Genomic DNA, 17,290 nt, shown 5'->3' on the forward strand with positions numbered 1-17,290 from the left:
TTATTTCGACTCCTTCGCTTCGTAGAATTCAATTTGTTCTTTAATTGATTGTGGTTGAACTTCAAACATGCTCTTCAAGAAATCAGAAACTTTTTGTTTTGGAACTTTATCTGCTTCTGCAACAGCTGCTTTGATTTCTTCTTTAGTCGCATCGATGATTTCTTGTTCTTTTTCTTCAGACCAGATTCCTTTTGCTTCTAGGTATTTACGGAAGCGAATCAATGGATCTTTTAATTCCCACTCGTTATCCATGTCTTTTGTACGGTAACGGGTTGGATCATCACCTGAAAGTGTATGTGGACCGTAACGGTAAGTTAATGTTTCGATTAACACAGGACCGTTTCCAGCTACTGACCATTCTCTAGCCATTTTAGACACAGTGTAAACTGCTAATGGATCCATACCATCTACTTGGATACCAGGGATTCCAGCTGCTACTGCTTTTTGTGCAAGTGTGTGTGCAGCAGATTGTTTTTCACGTGGAGTCGAAATCGCAAATCCATTGTTTTGGATGTAGAATACTGCGTTTGCTTTGTAAGCTCCAGCGAAGTTGATTGCTTCGTAGAAATCTCCTTGTGAAGATCCTCCATCACCAGTATAAGTGATTGCTACGTTTGGTTTGTTACGTTTTTTAAGACCTAAAGCAACACCAGCTGCTTGCACGTATTGTGCACCGATGATGATTTGTGGTGGTAAAGCTTTTAGGCTTTCAGGATATAAGTTTCCGGCAACGTGTCCACGAGACCATAGGAAAGCTTCTTTTAAAGGTAGGCCGTGTTGGATCAATTGAGGTACATCACGGTAACCTGGTAATAATACGTCTTCTTTTTCAAAAGCAAAATGACTTGCTAATTGGCTTGCTTCTTGACCAGCAGTTGGTGCGAAGAATCCTAGACGACCTTGGCGGTTCAATGCAGTTGAACGTTCATTTAACACACGAGACCAAACCATACGAGTCATTAAATCTACTAATTCCTCATCACTTAAATCTGGTACTAGAGCTTCATTTACAACATTTCCATCTTGATCCAATGCTTGGTAAGTTGGGAAATCAGCGTTGATATTTTTTAACAAAGCTTCAAAGTCAATTGTTTTTTTCTTTGCCATCTTGTCACACTTTCCTCTCTTAATTCTTCTTGAGAATCTTTCATTATCAAATATAACAGTACACATTTCTGTATTACTGCAAAAATGATTTACATGTATAAATTATCATCTTTAGCAAAATAAGACAAGTAAAATGTTTTTATGACTTTCTTTATTTAATTATTTAATGAGGAAGTAAGCGTATGTCATCTCTACAAAAGTGATTGATTTCACATATTGAAATGATTATAAAAACAGAAAAAAGGAACAAATTATAACAGAAATAACAGACTGTTTCGTATATTTGTGATTACTTGCATTTGTTTTTTTAACGTAAAATGAGATTCATTAAAATTAGACTATAAAAAAGCGCTTTATATTCATAGTGTTTTCTTTTATACTGAACTTAACTCCACCATCGGCTTTCAACACGCACCTCTAGCTAACTTTCACATCTGTATGTGACACAACACAAATTATACTATAACAGAAAAAAGGAGAGCGCCATGTTTCCCATCCGTCAACTATTCACTTCATCGATTTATGACTGTTTCTCTTTTATCGATCACTTATCTCCAGCTGCTTCTGGAACAAATTTAGAACAATTGTGTCTGGATCATCACCTTTCTTTACTTTCAGGTAAGAAAATCATCGAGCAAGCAAACCTTGCAGCAGGCATCCCTTTATTTTTAATCCAGAAAAACCGTTTTTTTATGACAAACATGCCAACTATCACCTATCACGCACAGTATGCATTTGCATTTAAAGAGAAATATGAAATCATGATCTTTAAACAACTCTTGCACCACCCCATCTTGACACAACAAAAATTGGCCGTCCAATATGCTGTAAGCGAAGCAACGATCAGCCGTTTGATGCAATCGATTCAACGCTATTTTTCTGATTTTAAAGACATTCACTTTACTTCCTCCCCAATGTCGTTTTCAACCACAAAGACCGGAACGATTCAGCGCTTTATTCTCTATCTTTCTCTCACACTAGAAGAACACTTTACAAACGATCGCACTGTTGGCTCCTTTGAGCAACGATTTATCCAGCTACTTACGCTATCTCTTAAACAATCAGTACCTGACTCCTCTATTATTGAGAACATGGATTGGTCAACTGAGAATCCTTCTTTACCACCGCTTTTTGCTTCACTTGGACTCCCGACTTTTTTACAGTCAACCAACACTATCGCCTTTTATCATTTTTTACAAAGGCGATTGAATATCCACTCCACTTTTTCAGAACATCTATTGATCATCAGCGGGTATTTTTTCTTATTATGGACACTTGAGTTGCCATTGTTTCAAGTGTATGACTTTGTCCGTATCCACGAACAGTATCAAAATCCTGATCCGACAAACTGTGCACGTGTACTTGTTCAAGATATGATGTTATCCTTCAATCTTTCTTTACGAGACGATTGCATCTTTTTTTTCGAAGGACTCTTTACATGGTATTTCGAAAAGACAGGCTATTACAACTAAAAAAGGATAGAACAGAAGTCTGTCACAACTCTTTAGAAGGAATACACGGTGTTTTATTAAAAAAATAAGCCGAATCATTCCCAAAATAGGCGAGCCTATTATCGGAATGTTACGGCTTATTATTTGAAGCTGTCCATTTCTGTCACAGCCTTCTTTGTTATTAAATCGTATCTCCATTGAAGATCGAATTTTTTACAATCACGTAATCCACTTTACGGATCGCTTCTAAATCTTTTCCACCTGCATAAGAAATTGAAGATTGTAAATCTTGTTGCATCTCAATCAATGTATCCTTTAATGATCCTTTATAAGGCAACCAGATTTTTTTACCTTCAACATTTTTCTTTTCACCTTTTTGGAACTCAGAAGCTGAGCCAAAATATTCTTTCATTAGTACGCCATTTTCTTCGATGGTTTCACCTGGAGATTCTTCATGACCTGCAAAAAGCGAGCCGATCATTACCATCGTCGCACCAAAACGAATCGATTTTGCGATATCCCCGTGTGTTCGAATCCCACCATCTGCAATGATTGGCTTACGTGCAGCTTTCGCACACCAACGCACCGCAGCTAATTGCCAACCACCTGTTCCAAAGCCTGTTTTAATTTTTGTAATACATACTTTACCAGGTCCGATCCCAACTTTCGTCGCATCAGCTCCAGCATTTTCTAATTCACGTACTGCTTCTGGTGTACCTACATTTCCGGCAATAACAAACGTTTCAGGTAGTCTTGATTTGATGTATTGGATCATCTCAATCACCGCGTTCGAATGCCCATGCGCAATATCAATCGTGATGTAATCAGGAATCAACTGTTCATTAGCTAGTTGATCAACAAAGGCATATTCTTCAGGTTTGACACCCACACTGATTGAACTAATATATCCTTTTGCTTGCATCTCTTTGACAAATTGGACACGCGCTGCTTCATCAAAACGGTGCATAATATAAAAATAGCCATTGGCTGCTAAAAATTCAGCAATTGTTTCATCAATGATTGTTTGCATATTTGCTGGCACAACTGGCATCTTAAATGAATGCTTTCCTAAAGTAACTGTCGTATCACATTCTGAACGGCTCGTTACAATACATTTATTCGGTACTAATTGGATATCTTCATAATCAAATACTTTCATCTCAAACATAAATATACCTCGCTTATTTATTGTCCGTTTTATCGTGTCCGTACACGCACACTCAACGGTAACAATTTACGCTATTTACGCAAGAAAAACAAGATATGCCAACCTTTTCTTAAACATTATTCGATAATTGTTCGTCTTTTGGCAAATCGATCACCGATATCGCGACGATAACGTAAATTTGTCCAGTTATTTTTTTCTAACTCTTGATATAGCGATGCACGAACTGACGCTAATGATTCTCCTAGTTGTTGAGCTACAAAAATACGTCCACCATCTGTATATAATGTTCCTTTTTCTTTACTTAAATTTGAATAGAACACTTGGCTAGTGGGTAATACGATTGTAGGAAATGGCTGTTGTGGTGTTGGCTGTTCTGGATATTCTTTACGCGCGACAACAACTGCTACGCTCGTTTGATTTGAAAAATGCACTTCAGGTACTTCGTGATGAAGGAGCGAGCGAATAATTTGCACCAAACTACTTTCTAATAAAGGCAACACGACCTGTGCTTCTGGATCACCAAAGCGCGTATTAAATTCAATGACATACAACCCTTCTTTCGTTTGCATCATCCCTGCATACAAAATTCCAGTAAATGGCATCCCTTTATTTGCCAGATGCGAAACGACCGGCTGCATGACCGTTTCTACAACTTGCTTTGTGATCGTTTCATTAAATTGTGGCAGCGGTGCATACGCGCCCATCCCACCAGTATTTGGACCTTGGTCATCATCATAGGCTTGCTTGTGGTCTTGAGCTAATACCATTGGATAGATACGTGTTTTGTCAACGAAGGCCATCAGTGTGAATTCTTCTCCTTCTAAATACTGTTCGATAACAACTGTTGTAGCCAATTTGTCAAATAGCATTTCTAAAACCTGACAACTTTCTGTGAAATCCTGACAAATAAATACGCCTTTTCCTGAAGCCAAACCATCTGCTTTCAATACAATTGGAAAAGTTTGCGTTTTAAGATACGCTTTTCCTTGCTCAACATTCGTACAGATTTGATAAGAAGCAGTTAAGATCCCTAATTCTTTCATGATGGCTTTTGCAAACGATTTTGAACTTTCTAACTGTGTCGCTTGTTGACTAGGACCAAAAATCAATTGCCCTTTAGCCTTAAAATGATCCACAATCCCAGCTGAGAGTGGTTGTTCAGGACCAACGATCGTAAACTCAACTTGATGCTGCTGCGCAAACGCACTTAATCGTGCAAAATCCATCGCATCGATTGCCACGACTTCGATCCCCGCTTCTGTCATCCCACAATTTCCCGGGCAACAATAGACAGTAGTGACTTGCTGATCTTGAAGCAGCGTTTTTGCAATCGCATGTTCTCGTCCACCTTGACCTACAACTAATACATTCATCGACTTCTCCTCTTAATGACGGAAATGACGAGAATGGGTAAAGATCATCGTCACTCCATATTTATTGGCCATATCAATCGATTCTTGATCTTTGATGCTTCCTCCAGGTTGAATAATGGCTTTGATGCCATTTGTCGCAGCAACTTCCACGCTATCAGACATCGGGAAAAAAGCATCACTTGCAAGCGCGATCGTTGTTTGATCCATTTTATCTTTTGCTTGGTTCAACGCGATTTCTACGGATCCCACTCGGTTCATTTGTCCTGCTCCGATACCAACTGTTTGTGTGTGGTCAGCCAAAACGATTGCATTTGATTTCACGTGTTTTACCGTACGCCATGCAAACAATAAAGCCTCAATTTCTGCTTCTGAAGGATTACGTTTGGTCACGACTTCCCAATCGGAGACTTCTGTTTTTTGTGCGTCCACTGCTTGTACAAGCATTCCACCACTTACAGAAGTATATTCCCAGGCCTCTGTTTTTTTCGTTTTTAATTCAATTTGAAGCAAACGAAGATTTTTTTTCTTTTCTAATAATGCTTGTGCTTCTGGAGTATAGCTTGGTGCTAAAATTACTTCTAAAAACAATTGACTCATCTGTTGTGCTACCTGGACATCCACTTCACGATTACATGCAATGATTCCACCAAAGATTGAAACTGGATCCGCTGCATAGGCTTTTTCAAACGCTCCAGCTAACGTGTCGGCACTGCCCACACCACATGGATTCATATGCTTAACCGCCACGACTGTTGGTTTTTGGAATTCCTTAGCAATTTCTAAAGCAGCATCTGCATCTTTAATGTTGTTATAAGACAATGCTTTCCCGTGTAACTGTGTCGCTCCAGCGATCGTATCTTTTGTCGCTTGTTCTTGCACATAAAAAGCCGCTTCTTGATGAGGATTTTCACCATAACGTAACGGTTGCTTTTGAGTGTAAGAAAGCACTAGTTTTTCAGGCAAATGTGCTTCTTGAGCGATAAAATAATTGGCGATCATCGCATCATAACTTGCGGTATGTTGAAACACTTTCATCGCTAAATTCCGGCGTGTTTGATAGCTTGGTTTGCCGATTTCGTTGATTTCACTAAGCACGTGCGCATAATCTTTTTGATCTACCACGACGGTAACGTGCGCAAAATTTTTGGCTGCTGAACGCAACATGCTTGGACCACCGATATCGATTTGTTCGATTGCTTGCGCTTCGATCACATCAGGGTTGGCAATCGTTTTCGCAAAAGGATATAAATTCACCACTACGAGATCGATCGGTGTGATTTCATTTTCTGCTAAAGCTTCTACATGTGAGGCTTTGCTTAGATCTGCTAATAACCCAGCATGAATCATCGGATGCAATGTTTTTACTCGTCCATCTAACATCTCTTTGAATCCCGTTACCGCATCGATTTCAATCGTTTCCACTCCAGCCTGTTGCAACACAGCTCGAGTGCCTCCTGTGGAAATGATTTCAAAATCTGCTTGTCGTAAGGCTTTTGCAAAGTCTATAATCCCGGTTTTGTCTGATACACTGATTAATGCACGTTTTGTCATATCGTTTTCTCTCCTTTAAGTAAATCCTGGATAACTTTTGGATAATAGTGATGTTCGACTTCATGAATTTTTGTCGCAAATTGCGCAAGAGATTCGCCTTCATCTAAAGGCACTTGTTTTTGAAAAATGATTGGCCCAGTGTCCATCCCAGCATCTACATAATGGATCGTAATTCCAGAATAAGCGACTTTTTCTTCGAAGGCTCGTTCGATACTGTCTTTTCCAATAAATGCTGGCAATAAAGATGGATGAAGATTGATAATCTTATGCGTATAAGGTTGTAAGATGGTCTTACCAATCAAACGCATGTAACCAGCTAAGATGATCCAATCGATCGCGTGTTCATTCAAATAATAAAGGACCTGTTTTTCATATTCTACTTTAGTGGCAAAATAACACGGCTCAATAACGTAATAAGGAACAGCTAAACGTTCCGCTCGTTCAACTACTTTAGCATTCGCTTTATCACAAATTAAACAACCGATTTCTGCTGGAAAGTCTTCCTCTAAGCTAGCCTTGACGATCTCTTCAAAATTCTGCCCATTTCCAGAAGCAAAAATAGCGATTTTCATAGCGTCTCCTCAAAAACTAGGTCGTCTTGGTGTTTTTCTTTTACAGAACCAATGACATAAAACGGAGTAGCACAAGTATTAAACTGCTCTGCTAACGTTTCGAATTGATCTTTTGCAATGCACACGACCATCCCGATCCCCATATTAAAGACGTGAAACATCTCATTTTGCTCTAGGTTACCTAACTGTTGGAGATAATCAAAAATTGGCAAGATCGGCCAACTTCCTAAAGTGATATGTGCTGCTAAATGCTCTGGTAGCATCCGGGGAATATTTTCATAAAAACCACCTCCGGTAATATGCGCTAGACCTTTGATTTGCTGATGCGCTAAAGGTTCTGCTAACTGATCAACATATATCGTGGTTGGCGTCAACAATTCTTCTCCTAATGTATGCGTTAAAAAGGGTTGCGTATAGTCGACTTGATTCGTTTCTAGAATTGAACGAACTAGTGAATATCCATTTGAATGCACCCCACTAGAAGGCAAGCCAATCAATAGATCTCCAACTTGAATATCAGATTTTGGCAAGAGCGCTTCTTTTTCAGCAACCCCTACACAAAAACCAGCTAAATCAAATTCATCTTCTGTGTAAAGCCCAGGCATTTCTGCAGTCTCGCCGCCAATCAACGCCATCTGACCGTTACGACATCCTTTAGCAATTCCTGAAACAATCGTAGCCGCCTGTGTAGGATCTAATTTTCCAACGGCTAGGTAATCTAAGAAAAATAACGGACGTGCACCTTGTGCGATGACGTCATTAACACACATCGCCACACAATCAATCCCAATAGTATCGTAAGTAGCAAGTGCTTGTGCCACTAATAATTTTGTCCCCACGCCATCTGTTCCAGAAACCAAAACAGGTTGGTTGATGTGATAGGCACTTAAATCAAATAAGGCCCCAAAGTTTCCTAAACCACCCATTACACCTTTAATCTTGGTTTTATCGACGACATCTTTGATTTTTTCAACCGTTTCATATCCTGCTTTGATATCTACGCCTGATTTTAAATAGGCTTCACTCATTTTACCTCTCCTAACACGATTGGACGCAGTTGCGTTTTATTTTGTAAAAATTCCGCTTCATAATCATATAACGGTGTGGGATAGTCTCCATTGAAATACGCCATACACAACCCTTGATAAGGAGCGCTTACTGGTAGATTAATGGCCGCAATCAACCCTGCTTCACTTAAAAAGGCTAACGAATCTGCCCCGATTTTTTCAGTCATTTCAGCAAGCGTATAGTTCGCTGCGATCAACTCTTGTTGCGTTTGAATGTCGATTCCATAAAAACAAGGATATTTTAATGGCGGAGCAGCAATGCGCAAGTGGACTTCTTTTGCTCCGGCTTCTTTTAGTAACGAAACAATCCGTTGACTAGTCGTCCCCCGAACTATCGAGTCATCAACTAAAATCACGCGCTTGTTTTCCACTACTTTACGAACTGCCGACAACTTCATCCGTACACCTTGTTCACGTAACGCTTGAGTTGGTTGGATAAACGTTCGGGCTACATATTGGTTTTTGATCAAACCCAATTCATAAGGAATATTCGCTTCCTCAGCATAACCACTGGCAGCTGATAGTGACGAATTCGGTACCCCAATGACCATATCCGCTTCGATATAAGCTTCTTTAGCTAATAATTTCCCCATCGTTTTTCTCGCTGTATGGACATTGACACCATAAATATTAGAATCTGGTCGGGCAAAATAGACAAATTCCATCGAACAAATCGACAATTGTGTTTGATTTGTGTATGAAAAAATTTCAATGCCATTATGATCGATCCACACAACTTCACCTGGCAATACATCACGATAAAACGTCGCTCCGATCGCATCTAAAGCGCACGTTTCTGAAGCAACCACAAATCCTTCGTTAGGCAGCACTCCGATCACCAAAGGACGAAATCCATTTGGATCCAGCGCTGCAATCAATGCTTGGTTCGTTAGTAACACGTAAGCAAATCCACCTTGTACTAGATTTAAAGCTTCTACAAGCTGTTCTCTCAAAGTAGGTTTTTGACTACGTCGAATCAAATGCGCCAAGATTTCCGTATCTGAATTCGAATGAAAAATGGCTCCTTCTGCTTCTAACATTCGATGCAGACTTTTGGCATTGGTCAAATTGCCATTATGCGCTAACGCCAATTGTTCATATTCAAATTGAAATAAAAATGGTTGAATATTTTCTAATCCCCGATTTCCGGAAGTCGCATAGCGTACATGTCCGATTGCAGCTTGTCCTGCTAGTTGTTCCATATACTGTTCATTCGAAAACACATCTGATAATAACCCTAAACCGCGATGGCCTACTAAATGACCATACTCATCTCGAGCAACGATCCCCGCACCTTCTTGTCCTCTGTGTTGTAGAGCATGTAGACCAAAGTACGTCATTCTAGCAGCATCTGGTGCATTAAATACACCAAACACCCCACATTCTTCATTTAAGCTTTTAGGTTCAGTAAATTGCACAACGCACCCTCCCAGATTTCTAACATATCGTGTACTTGAAATTGGTAATGATTGCTTGGTGTTTTGATGTTCATGACCGGATCTTTTGTTACGGTTCCAATACATGTCGCACTTGTCTGCGCTAACGCCTCAAACTGAGCTTGCTGTGCCTTGTTCACACTGACGATAAACCGAGAAGGTGTTTCTGAAAACAACCAAGCATCTGTATAAGACCAATCAATCGTAAACCCTAATTGACTTTGCATGCTAGCTTCTGCTAAGGCAATCAACACCCCACCTTCTGCACAATCGTGCGCACTTGAAAGTAGCTGTTGATCGATCGCTTTTTTGACAATCTGCTGATGGGCGACTTCTTTGTCTAAATCAAATGCACCTAACGTCCCAAATTGACTTCCCGTCAACCATTTTTGCAGTTCACTACCGGCAAAAAAGGCGTCTGTATCGCCAATCACATAAATCAAGTCATCTGCTTCTTTGAACCATTGTGTTGTGGTTTGTGCGACGTCTTCAATCAATCCGACCATTCCAATAATTGGAGTAGGATAGATCGCTTGACCGTTCGTTTCATTGTACAATGAAACATTACCTGAAATAACTGGTGTTTGAAGTGCTTTGCATGCTTGAGCAATTCCTTTTGCAGATTCTTGTAATTCATGAAAAACTTCAGGATTTTCTGGCGAACCATAATTTAAACAATCGGTGATCGCTAACGGAGTTGCACCACTTGCCACTAAATTACGTGCTGCCTCTGCTACAGCTAATTGACCACCAACTTCAGGATCTAAATATAAGTAACGCGCATTGCAATCCATGGTCATCGCTAACGCTTTTGTAGTGCCTTTGATCCGCACTACTGCAGCGTCGCTTCCTGGTGTGACAACCGTATTCGTTAAAACTTGACTGTCATAAGTTTCAAAAATCGCACGTTTAGACGCGATCGTCGGTTGTGCTAATAAAGCAGTCAGCGTCTGTTCTACGTCACAATCTAAAACACTATAAGGTGTCGCCTCCATTAATCGTGCAGGTTTTGTTGCTGGTAGTTGATATTCTGGTGCTTCATCTACTAAAGCAGAAACTGGGATATCTGCTACACAAACCCCTTGATGATACAAGCGATAGTCGTGATCATCTGATACATGACCAATTTCGACTGCTTCTAAATGATAACGTGAAAAAATCGCTTTTACAGTTTCTTCATGACTTTTGTTGACGCAAATCAACATCCGCTCTTGTGATTCAGAAAGCATCATTTCATAAGGTGTCATATTGGTTTCACGCTGTGGTACATCATCTAAATATAAGACTAAACCTGCATCAGCCTTTGAAGCCATCTCTGCACTAGAAGAAACGAGACCCGCAGCACCCATATCTTGGATCCCCACAATCGCTTCGCTATGATGATGGATCAGTTCTAAGCAAGCTTCTAATAATAGTTTTTCCATAAATGGATCCCCTACTTGGACAGCGGAACGATTTTGCTCTTTTTCATCAGTAAACTCTTCTGAAGCAAACGTTGCCCCATGGATACCATCACGTCCGGTTTTTGCTCCTACATAAAAAATCGGATTGCCGACACCTTTTGCTTGTCCTTTTTGGATCTGATCGTGTTCGATCAAGCCAACACACATCGCATTGACTAAAGGATTGCCTTCATAACACGCATCAAAAGCTACTTCACCACCTACTGTGGGAATCCCGATACAATTTCCGTACCCACTTATACCAGCGACTACTTGTTCTAATAGATACTTCGTACGTGGTGTCGTCAATTCACCAAAGCGCAACGAATCTAATAAAGCAATCGGGCGTGCTCCCATACTAAAAATATCACGAATGATCCCACCAACACCTGTCGCAGCTCCTTCATAAGGCTCGACTGCTGATGGATGATTGTGACTTTCAGCTTTAAACACGACCGCTAGACCATCACCGATATCTACGATTCCAGCTCCTTCACCTGGACCTTGCAAAACTTGCGGTCCTGTCGTTGGGAAGGTTTTTAAAATCGTTTTTGAATGTTTATACGAGCAATGCTCACTCCACATTACGGAAAACAATCCGGTTTCGGTGTAGTTTGGTCGGCGATCAAGTAAACGACAAATGAGTTGATACTCTTCATCCGTTAATCCCCATTGTCGGTACCATTGCTTTTCAAAAATTTCATCCGCCGTATACTCGCGCTCAATTGTGCTTGGCATATTGACTCTCCTTTTGGTTGGATTCATTTGGTGCTAATGATGTAAAGAAACGTTGACCATCGATAAACCCTAAAATCGCTTCTACCGCTCGTTCAGGATGGGGCATCATTCCAAGTACATTTTTTTCTTTGTTTGTCACACCTGCAATTTGCGCTACACTACCATTTACATCAGTCGTATAGGTAAATGCGATCTGATCATTATCTTTTAATTCAGCTAACGTTTCTTCATCACAGTAATAATTCCCCTCACCGTGTGCCACAGGTAAGGTAATGACTTCGTTTGGCTCATAGGCATTTGTAAACGGTGTGTCTACAGAAGTTACCGTTAACGTTACGGGTTTACAAATAAATTTTAACGAAGTGTTTTTTCTCAATGCGCCTGGAAGTAACCCTGCCTCAGTCAAGATTTGAAAGCCATTGCATGTACCAAAAACTAATTTTCCTTCTTTAGCAAATCGTGTGACTTCACTCATCACAGGTGCAAAACGTGCAATCGCACCACAACGCAAATGATCCCCATAAGAAAAACCACCTGGTAAAAACACTGCATCAAAACCAGAAAGAGAAGTGGCTTCATAAGAAACAAGTGTTGCATCTAATTGCGGCTGTTGTTTGATCGCATGATACAAATCTTGATCACAGTTTGATCCTGGAAAGACAATAACGGCAATCTTCACGCGTGCACCTCACTTAATGGTACGATTTCATATTCATACGTTTCCATTGTGTGATTGACAAGCAGTTGTTCACATAACGCTTCGATCATCGGTTCTAATTCACTTGCTAGCGAATCAACGGTTACCTCAAAATATTTTCCCATGCGAACTTCGTTTACTTCCATAAATCCTAATTGATGACACGCTTGGCAGATGGATTGTCCTTGAGGATCTAAAATTGATTCTTTATACGTTACATTTAATTTAATAAGATACATGATGAACGAGCTCCTTTGTCTGATTGATTCGTGCATAAACTTCTTGATACGCTTTTAACACATCGCCTGTTTGTTTGCGATAAAGATCTTTGTCTAATGATGCACTCGTTTTAACGTCATGCAAACGACAAGTATCTGGTGAAATTTCGTCTCCTAAGATAATGTTTCCAGATGTATCAAAGCCAAATTCTAATTTAAAATCGATTAAATCTAAATCGAGTGTTGCAAAATAAGAAACCAATACTTGATTGATGTTTAGAGCGAGTTGGCGTATGGTCGCCAGTTGATCTTTTGTGACTAATTTGAGATGGAAAATATGATCATCATTAATAAAGGGATCGTCCAAACGATCATTTTTATAATAATATTCAATGATTGGGGTCTGAAATGAAATGGGTTCTGTAAGTTGAAAACGTGTCATAAAACTCCCAGCACTAACATTACGAATTACGACTTCTAACGGAATCATATCTAATTTTTCAACTAATTGTTCGGTTTTTGACGTTTTTTCGATAAAATGCGTTGGGATGTTTTGATCAGCAAGTTGTGTAAACAATACACTCGTAATCGCATTCGTTAACTCACCTTTCCCTTGACACTGATCCTTTTGTTTACCATTCAAGGCGGTCAATTGATCTAAATACTCAACTAACACTTGATTTTCTAAGCTTGTTTGATAAATTTTTTTGGCTTTTCCTTCGTACAGTAACCCTGTATTTTCCATGCTACACCTCATTTAGATTTATTTTCCTGTTATCCTGAATTCTACGCATCTTCTTTTTCATCGTCAACGAAATATTTACAATTATTTAAAAAACATTTGTTAACGTTCGTATTTTTAAAATAAACAAAAAAAGATAACGTTTACATTTTTAGAATTTGGTGCTACACTACAAAAAAAAGACTAAAGGAGTATACATCATGGTGCCAGACAATCAATCTATCATCCAATTTCTCACTTATCTTTCTGCAAATACTCGGATGCGCATGCAAGAAGATCTGCAAGCGATTTCGGAGCTAGATCGTCTATCAAAGCTCAATACAGCTGCGATTATCAAATCGCATCGCTTTTCTTTTCGCCTAAAACGCACATCGCATTACCGGATCTTTCAATATACGAATGTCCGCAACAAAGAATTGATCATTAAAGTCAATTACACCAGACACTTTTTTAGCGAACAGATCAAAATCGATGCTTGGTTTGATTTTTCAGATGTAGATATCTCGTTTTTAGAAACTTTAGTGCACTATACCAAACAACTTCCACCTACACCGACTTATTTAATCTATGCCTCATAAAAAAAGAAGCTGTGACAGAAGTGGGCAGCCCAAAAAAATAAGCCAAATCATTCCGACAATAGGTTTGCCTATTTCGGTAATGATTTGGCTTATTTTTCGAAGGAGTTACTTCTGGAACACCGTTTATTCTATAGAGGGTGTTCCAGACTTTTGTTACACCCTATTTTTATCCATTCTTTTTATGTTTGACTTGTTTAACCATTCCCATCAAAAAATCGAATTGCCCTTTAAAAGACATTGCTTGATCAAATAGATCTTGGCCATTAGCCAACATATTGACGGTAACCCAACCCATTACTTCAGTGATCGTCAACGCAACCGTTGCATTGATCGCGCCACCGGCTACAGTTCCGACACCTGGGACAAATTTTAACATATTCCCTACCACACTACGACCAAACCCGACAACTATAATTTCTTTCCCTACACTTTTGGCGATTCCTTCTGTCCAAGATTGACCAAAAACTTTATGCAAACGTGCCATCATCACTAATTGTACTGGAACCAATAAGGCAGCATCTGAAAATGGAATCGGCGAAAATCCGATAATTGCAGCACTCAATGCGGCAGCGTGGATAATTTGGTGGCTTTTCTTTTGCTGTTCTTTTGAAACATTTGTTAAAAACTCCCGAAAGATCGGTTCGTATTCGGCCTGTTGTTTCGCCACTAGTTTTTCAGCTTGCTGTTTAGTAGCAGCCAAACTATTTTGAATCACTGCAGCTGTCTTTTTAGGGAATTTTTTTAGCACCTCTTTAAAAAACGAATCAAATTCCGCTTCATTACTTGATTTCAGTAGCAGATCTTCTGAATGATCTACTTCTTGCTCTTGTTCGGTTATTGGCTTTTCTTCTTTGCTTAATGACTTGGTCGATGTTGAGGAACTTGTTTTTTTACGTTGATAAAATTTCATTTTGCTACTCCTTTATTTTTTTGTCACTACTGGATCTAAACGTTTTTCGATTTGGCCTAATACAAAATCAGAAATAATCGCCATTAACGCAGTAGGTAAAGCACCTGCTAAAATAATCGAGGCTCCATCTGTAGCATTCGTTCCACGAATGATAATATCACCTAGACCACCTGCTCCTACGAAAGCCCCGATAGCAGTAATTCCAATCGCAACGACTAGCGCATTTCGAATCCCTGCCATGATGACTGAAATCGCTAAGGGCAATTCGACCATATATAGGCGTTGGAATGCCGTCATTCCCATGCCTTTTCCGACATCTAAAATGGCACGATCAACTTGGACCATTCCCGTATACGTATTTTTGATAATCGGTAGCAATGAATATAAAAAGACGGTAATAATGACGACACTTACCCCTAAACCAAAGGCAATCATTAAAATTGAAATCATTGCCAAAGAAGGAATCGTTTGGATGATATTAGCCAAACGAATAATCCAATTTGCTAAACGACGTTTTTTAGAAATCAAGATCCCGATTGGAATCGCAACGATCGCTGCAAACAATACTCCGTAGATCGAAATCAAAAAGTGGCGTAAAAATTGTTCAAAAACATATCCGCCATTTTCATTGAAATAATAGATAAATTGTTCGAAAACATTCATATTTTGTAGATCCATTTACTTGTCCTCCTCAAAATAGTCATGTTCTTTTAAGAAATTTTTTGCGACAATACTGGGTTCAACCAAGTTATTGTCGGCTTCATAATTGAGTTTTTGCATTTCTTCAGTAGAAATTTTGCCACCGAGTTTATCAATAATCTGAACTAATTCTGGCATTTCTGCTACTAATTGATCGCTAATGACTGGCACTGCATCATAAGGCGGGAAGAATTTACGATCGTCTTCTAGCATCACTAGATCGTAACTAGCAATTCGACCATCCGTTGAATAACCAAGTACCACATCCATTTTCCCCGCAGCAACTGCATCGTAAACTAAGCCAATTTGCATTGGTAAAATCGTTTTAAACGAAAAGCCATACTCTTTTTGGAAGCCTTCATATCCATCTCCCTTACGTGTGATCCAAGAGGTATCGACACCAGCACTCAATTGATCGGCAACTTTTTTTAAGTCACTGACTGTTTTCAAATTATATTTTTCTGCTGTATCTTTACGGACTAAAAAGACATACGTATTGTCAAATCCATAAGGCGTTAGCCAAGTTTGATCAAACCGCTCTTTGAATTCTTTTTTCACCGTATCAAGTGCTTTTGTGGGATCTTTTAATGGATCTAGACCCAATGTTGTGGTCAAATCTGTCCCCGTGTAACGTGCGGCAGAAATCTGAGCATCTTGATTGATCATCGCTTGATGATTGATGGTAGTCGTGGCTAAATTATTAATGACAGTAGTCTTTTTATCTGTATAATGCTCAATCATTTCAGCTACCATACTCCCGAGTATTTGTGACTCCGACGTAATCCCACCTGTAATGGCAATCGTATCTTCTGATTGATTTGACGCTAATCCTGGAAATGAACAGGCACTAAATAAAAAACTCATCCCAATTAAGCTAAGCACTATTCCGATTCTTTTTTTCATCTCTACACCCCCTCAAAGCTTTTGGTGTAAAGAGGTGTTCTGCTCCACCTAGTAAAAAGTCCGCTAGCAAGGCAAGGATCGTAACAGGAATCGTTCCTGCTAAAATAAGATCTGGTTGATAATTGTTTAATCCGCTAAAAATCATATCGCCCAACCCACCAGCACCGATATAAGAAGCTAAAGTAGCCCAAGCAATTACATAAACTGCTGCCAAACGAATACCGGCCATAATTGTTGGCACTGCGAGTGGCAATTCTACTCGAAAAATCGATTCTAGATTTGTCATGCCCATCCCCTTAGCGACATCCTTATATTCTGGACTGACATTATTCATACCAATGTATGTATTTCTTAAAATCGGGAGTAAGGAATAGATAAAGAGCGCAATGATCGCGGGAAATTTCCCCACACCAAACAAAGGAATCATCAAGGCGAGTAAGGCAAGTGAAGGAATCGTTTGTAAAGCACTCGTTACGGTAATTATAAGATTTGCTATTTTTTTCGAGCGTGTCAATGCAATGCCTACAGGTACGGCAATCACAATACCTAAAAATAGGGCAATCGCTGAGATGTACAGGTGTTCTAAACTTTTTTGGAGCATTTCGACTCCGTACTTATCAAAAAATTCTTTCATTCCC

17 protein-coding genes are annotated in these 17,290 nt (G+C 39.5%); 2 read left to right on the forward strand and 15 right to left on the reverse strand.

Going from position 1 to position 17,290, the window contains the following annotated elements:
- Positions 1-1,107, reverse strand: a complete 1,107-nt coding sequence (gene pdhA, locus ACWOEC_RS03370; protein ID WP_016185391.1) for a pyruvate dehydrogenase (acetyl-transferring) E1 component subunit alpha — start codon at positions 1,105-1,107, stop codon at positions 1-3.
- A 485-nt stretch (positions 1,108-1,592) separates the two neighbouring features.
- Here pdhA and ACWOEC_RS03375 point away from each other — a divergent pair, with 485 nt between their 5' ends.
- Entirely contained in the window at positions 1,593-2,579 is a 987-nt protein-coding gene (locus ACWOEC_RS03375; RefSeq protein ID WP_455305937.1) for a hypothetical protein, read from the forward strand.
- 160 nt (positions 2,580-2,739) lie between these two features.
- Here the strand turns inward: ACWOEC_RS03375 and guaC are convergent, their stop codons facing one another.
- The 10 genes from guaC to purC all read right to left on the reverse strand — a co-directional run bounded on the left by guaC (position 2,740) and on the right by purC (position 13,565).
- Positions 2,740-3,717, reverse strand: a complete 978-nt coding sequence (guaC, locus tag ACWOEC_RS03380; RefSeq protein WP_455306024.1) for a GMP reductase — start codon at positions 3,715-3,717, stop codon at positions 2,740-2,742.
- Between the two features lie 125 nt (positions 3,718-3,842).
- Positions 3,843-5,099, reverse strand: a complete 1,257-nt coding sequence (gene purD, locus ACWOEC_RS03385; RefSeq protein ID WP_455305938.1) for a phosphoribosylamine--glycine ligase — start codon at positions 5,097-5,099, stop codon at positions 3,843-3,845.
- 12 nt (positions 5,100-5,111) lie between these two features.
- Complete coding sequence (purH, locus tag ACWOEC_RS03390) at positions 5,112-6,650, reverse strand: bifunctional phosphoribosylaminoimidazolecarboxamide formyltransferase/IMP cyclohydrolase (RefSeq protein WP_455305939.1); 1,539 nt, start codon at positions 6,648-6,650, stop codon at positions 5,112-5,114.
- Positions 6,647-7,222, reverse strand: a complete 576-nt coding sequence (gene purN / locus ACWOEC_RS03395) for a phosphoribosylglycinamide formyltransferase (protein WP_455305940.1) — start codon at positions 7,220-7,222, stop codon at positions 6,647-6,649. The genes purH and purN overlap by 4 nt, the downstream gene beginning before the upstream one ends.
- Positions 7,219-8,250, reverse strand: coding sequence for a phosphoribosylformylglycinamidine cyclo-ligase (gene purM, locus ACWOEC_RS03400; protein ID WP_455305941.1), 1,032 nt, complete (start codon positions 8,248-8,250; stop codon positions 7,219-7,221). The genes purN and purM overlap by 4 nt, the downstream gene beginning before the upstream one ends.
- Complete coding sequence (gene purF / locus ACWOEC_RS03405; protein WP_455305942.1) at positions 8,247-9,707, reverse strand: amidophosphoribosyltransferase; 1,461 nt, start codon at positions 9,705-9,707, stop codon at positions 8,247-8,249. The genes purM and purF overlap by 4 nt, the downstream gene beginning before the upstream one ends.
- Complete coding sequence (purL, locus tag ACWOEC_RS03410) at positions 9,680-11,905, reverse strand: phosphoribosylformylglycinamidine synthase subunit PurL (RefSeq protein WP_455305943.1); 2,226 nt, start codon at positions 11,903-11,905, stop codon at positions 9,680-9,682. Before purL ends, purF begins: the two co-directional genes overlap by 28 nt.
- Entirely contained in the window at positions 11,889-12,584 is a 696-nt protein-coding gene (purQ, locus tag ACWOEC_RS03415; protein ID WP_297076051.1) for a phosphoribosylformylglycinamidine synthase subunit PurQ, read from the reverse strand. Before purQ ends, purL begins: the two co-directional genes overlap by 17 nt.
- Complete coding sequence (gene purS, locus ACWOEC_RS03420) at positions 12,581-12,841, reverse strand: phosphoribosylformylglycinamidine synthase subunit PurS (RefSeq protein ID WP_297076049.1); 261 nt, start codon at positions 12,839-12,841, stop codon at positions 12,581-12,583. The genes purQ and purS overlap by 4 nt, the downstream gene beginning before the upstream one ends.
- The gene (gene purC / locus ACWOEC_RS03425) at positions 12,828-13,565 is read right to left on the reverse strand and encodes a phosphoribosylaminoimidazolesuccinocarboxamide synthase (RefSeq protein WP_455305944.1); all 738 of its coding nucleotides are present in this window, start codon (positions 13,563-13,565) and stop codon (positions 12,828-12,830) included. The genes purS and purC overlap by 14 nt, the downstream gene beginning before the upstream one ends.
- Before the next feature lie 197 nt (positions 13,566-13,762).
- Between purC and ACWOEC_RS03430 the strand changes: the two genes are divergently transcribed.
- On the forward strand, positions 13,763-14,140 hold the full coding sequence (locus ACWOEC_RS03430; RefSeq protein WP_455305945.1) for a hypothetical protein: 378 nt from the start codon (positions 13,763-13,765) through the stop codon (positions 14,138-14,140).
- Between the two features lie 166 nt (positions 14,141-14,306).
- Here ACWOEC_RS03430 and ACWOEC_RS03435 read toward each other — a convergent pair whose 3' ends face one another.
- From ACWOEC_RS03435 to ACWOEC_RS03450, 4 genes are read right to left on the reverse strand one after another with little or no spacing between them, the layout of a single operon-like run.
- Positions 14,307-15,050, reverse strand: a complete 744-nt coding sequence (locus ACWOEC_RS03435; protein WP_455305946.1) for a YcjF family protein — start codon at positions 15,048-15,050, stop codon at positions 14,307-14,309.
- A 12-nt stretch (positions 15,051-15,062) separates the two neighbouring features.
- Positions 15,063-15,728 (reverse strand): ABC transporter permease, encoded by a 666-nt coding sequence (locus ACWOEC_RS03440; RefSeq protein WP_455305947.1) that lies wholly within the window; start codon positions 15,726-15,728, stop codon positions 15,063-15,065.
- Positions 15,729-16,652 carry an osmoprotectant ABC transporter substrate-binding protein gene (locus ACWOEC_RS03445; RefSeq protein WP_455305948.1) on the reverse strand — a complete coding sequence of 308 codons (924 nt, stop codon included), beginning with the start codon at positions 16,650-16,652 and terminating at the stop codon, positions 15,729-15,731.
- A complete protein-coding gene (locus tag ACWOEC_RS03450; RefSeq protein ID WP_455305949.1) occupies positions 16,624-17,286 on the reverse strand; it encodes an ABC transporter permease in 663 nt (220 codons plus the stop codon). The genes ACWOEC_RS03445 and ACWOEC_RS03450 overlap by 29 nt, the downstream gene beginning before the upstream one ends.
- Between the last annotated feature and the right edge of the window lie 4 nt (positions 17,287-17,290).

This window comes from Enterococcus bulliens, assembly GCF_053761865.1.

Coding starts and splice junctions, on each gene's coding strand:
- pdhA (WP_016185391.1), bottom strand. CDS start 1,107: ATGGCAAAGAAAAAAACAATTGACTTTGAAGCTTTGTTAAAAAATATC.
- ACWOEC_RS03375 (WP_455305937.1), top strand. CDS start 1,593: ATGTTTCCCATCCGTCAACTATTCACTTCATCGATTTATGACTGTTTC.
- guaC (WP_455306024.1), bottom strand. CDS start 3,717: ATGAAAGTATTTGATTATGAAGATATCCAATTAGTACCGAATAAATGT.
- purD (WP_455305938.1), bottom strand. CDS start 5,099: ATGAATGTATTAGTTGTAGGTCAAGGTGGACGAGAACATGCGATTGCA.
- purH (WP_455305939.1), bottom strand. CDS start 6,650: ATGACAAAACGTGCATTAATCAGTGTATCAGACAAAACCGGGATTATA.
- purN (WP_455305940.1), bottom strand. CDS start 7,222: ATGAAAATCGCTATTTTTGCTTCTGGAAATGGGCAGAATTTTGAAGAG.
- purM (WP_455305941.1), bottom strand. CDS start 8,250: ATGAGTGAAGCCTATTTAAAATCAGGCGTAGATATCAAAGCAGGATAT.
- purL (WP_455305943.1), bottom strand. CDS start 11,905: ATGCCAAGCACAATTGAGCGCGAGTATACGGCGGATGAAATTTTTGAA.
- purS (WP_297076049.1), bottom strand. CDS start 12,841: ATGTATCTTATTAAATTAAATGTAACGTATAAAGAATCAATTTTAGAT.
- purC (WP_455305944.1), bottom strand. CDS start 13,565: ATGGAAAATACAGGGTTACTGTACGAAGGAAAAGCCAAAAAAATTTAT.
- ACWOEC_RS03430 (WP_455305945.1), top strand. CDS start 13,763: ATGGTGCCAGACAATCAATCTATCATCCAATTTCTCACTTATCTTTCT.
- ACWOEC_RS03435 (WP_455305946.1), bottom strand. CDS start 15,050: ATGAAATTTTATCAACGTAAAAAAACAAGTTCCTCAACATCGACCAAG.
- ACWOEC_RS03440 (WP_455305947.1), bottom strand. CDS start 15,728: ATGGATCTACAAAATATGAATGTTTTCGAACAATTTATCTATTATTTC.
- ACWOEC_RS03445 (WP_455305948.1), bottom strand. CDS start 16,652: ATGAAAAAAAGAATCGGAATAGTGCTTAGCTTAATTGGGATGAGTTTT.
- ACWOEC_RS03450 (WP_455305949.1), bottom strand. CDS start 17,286: ATGAAAGAATTTTTTGATAAGTACGGAGTCGAAATGCTCCAAAAAAGT.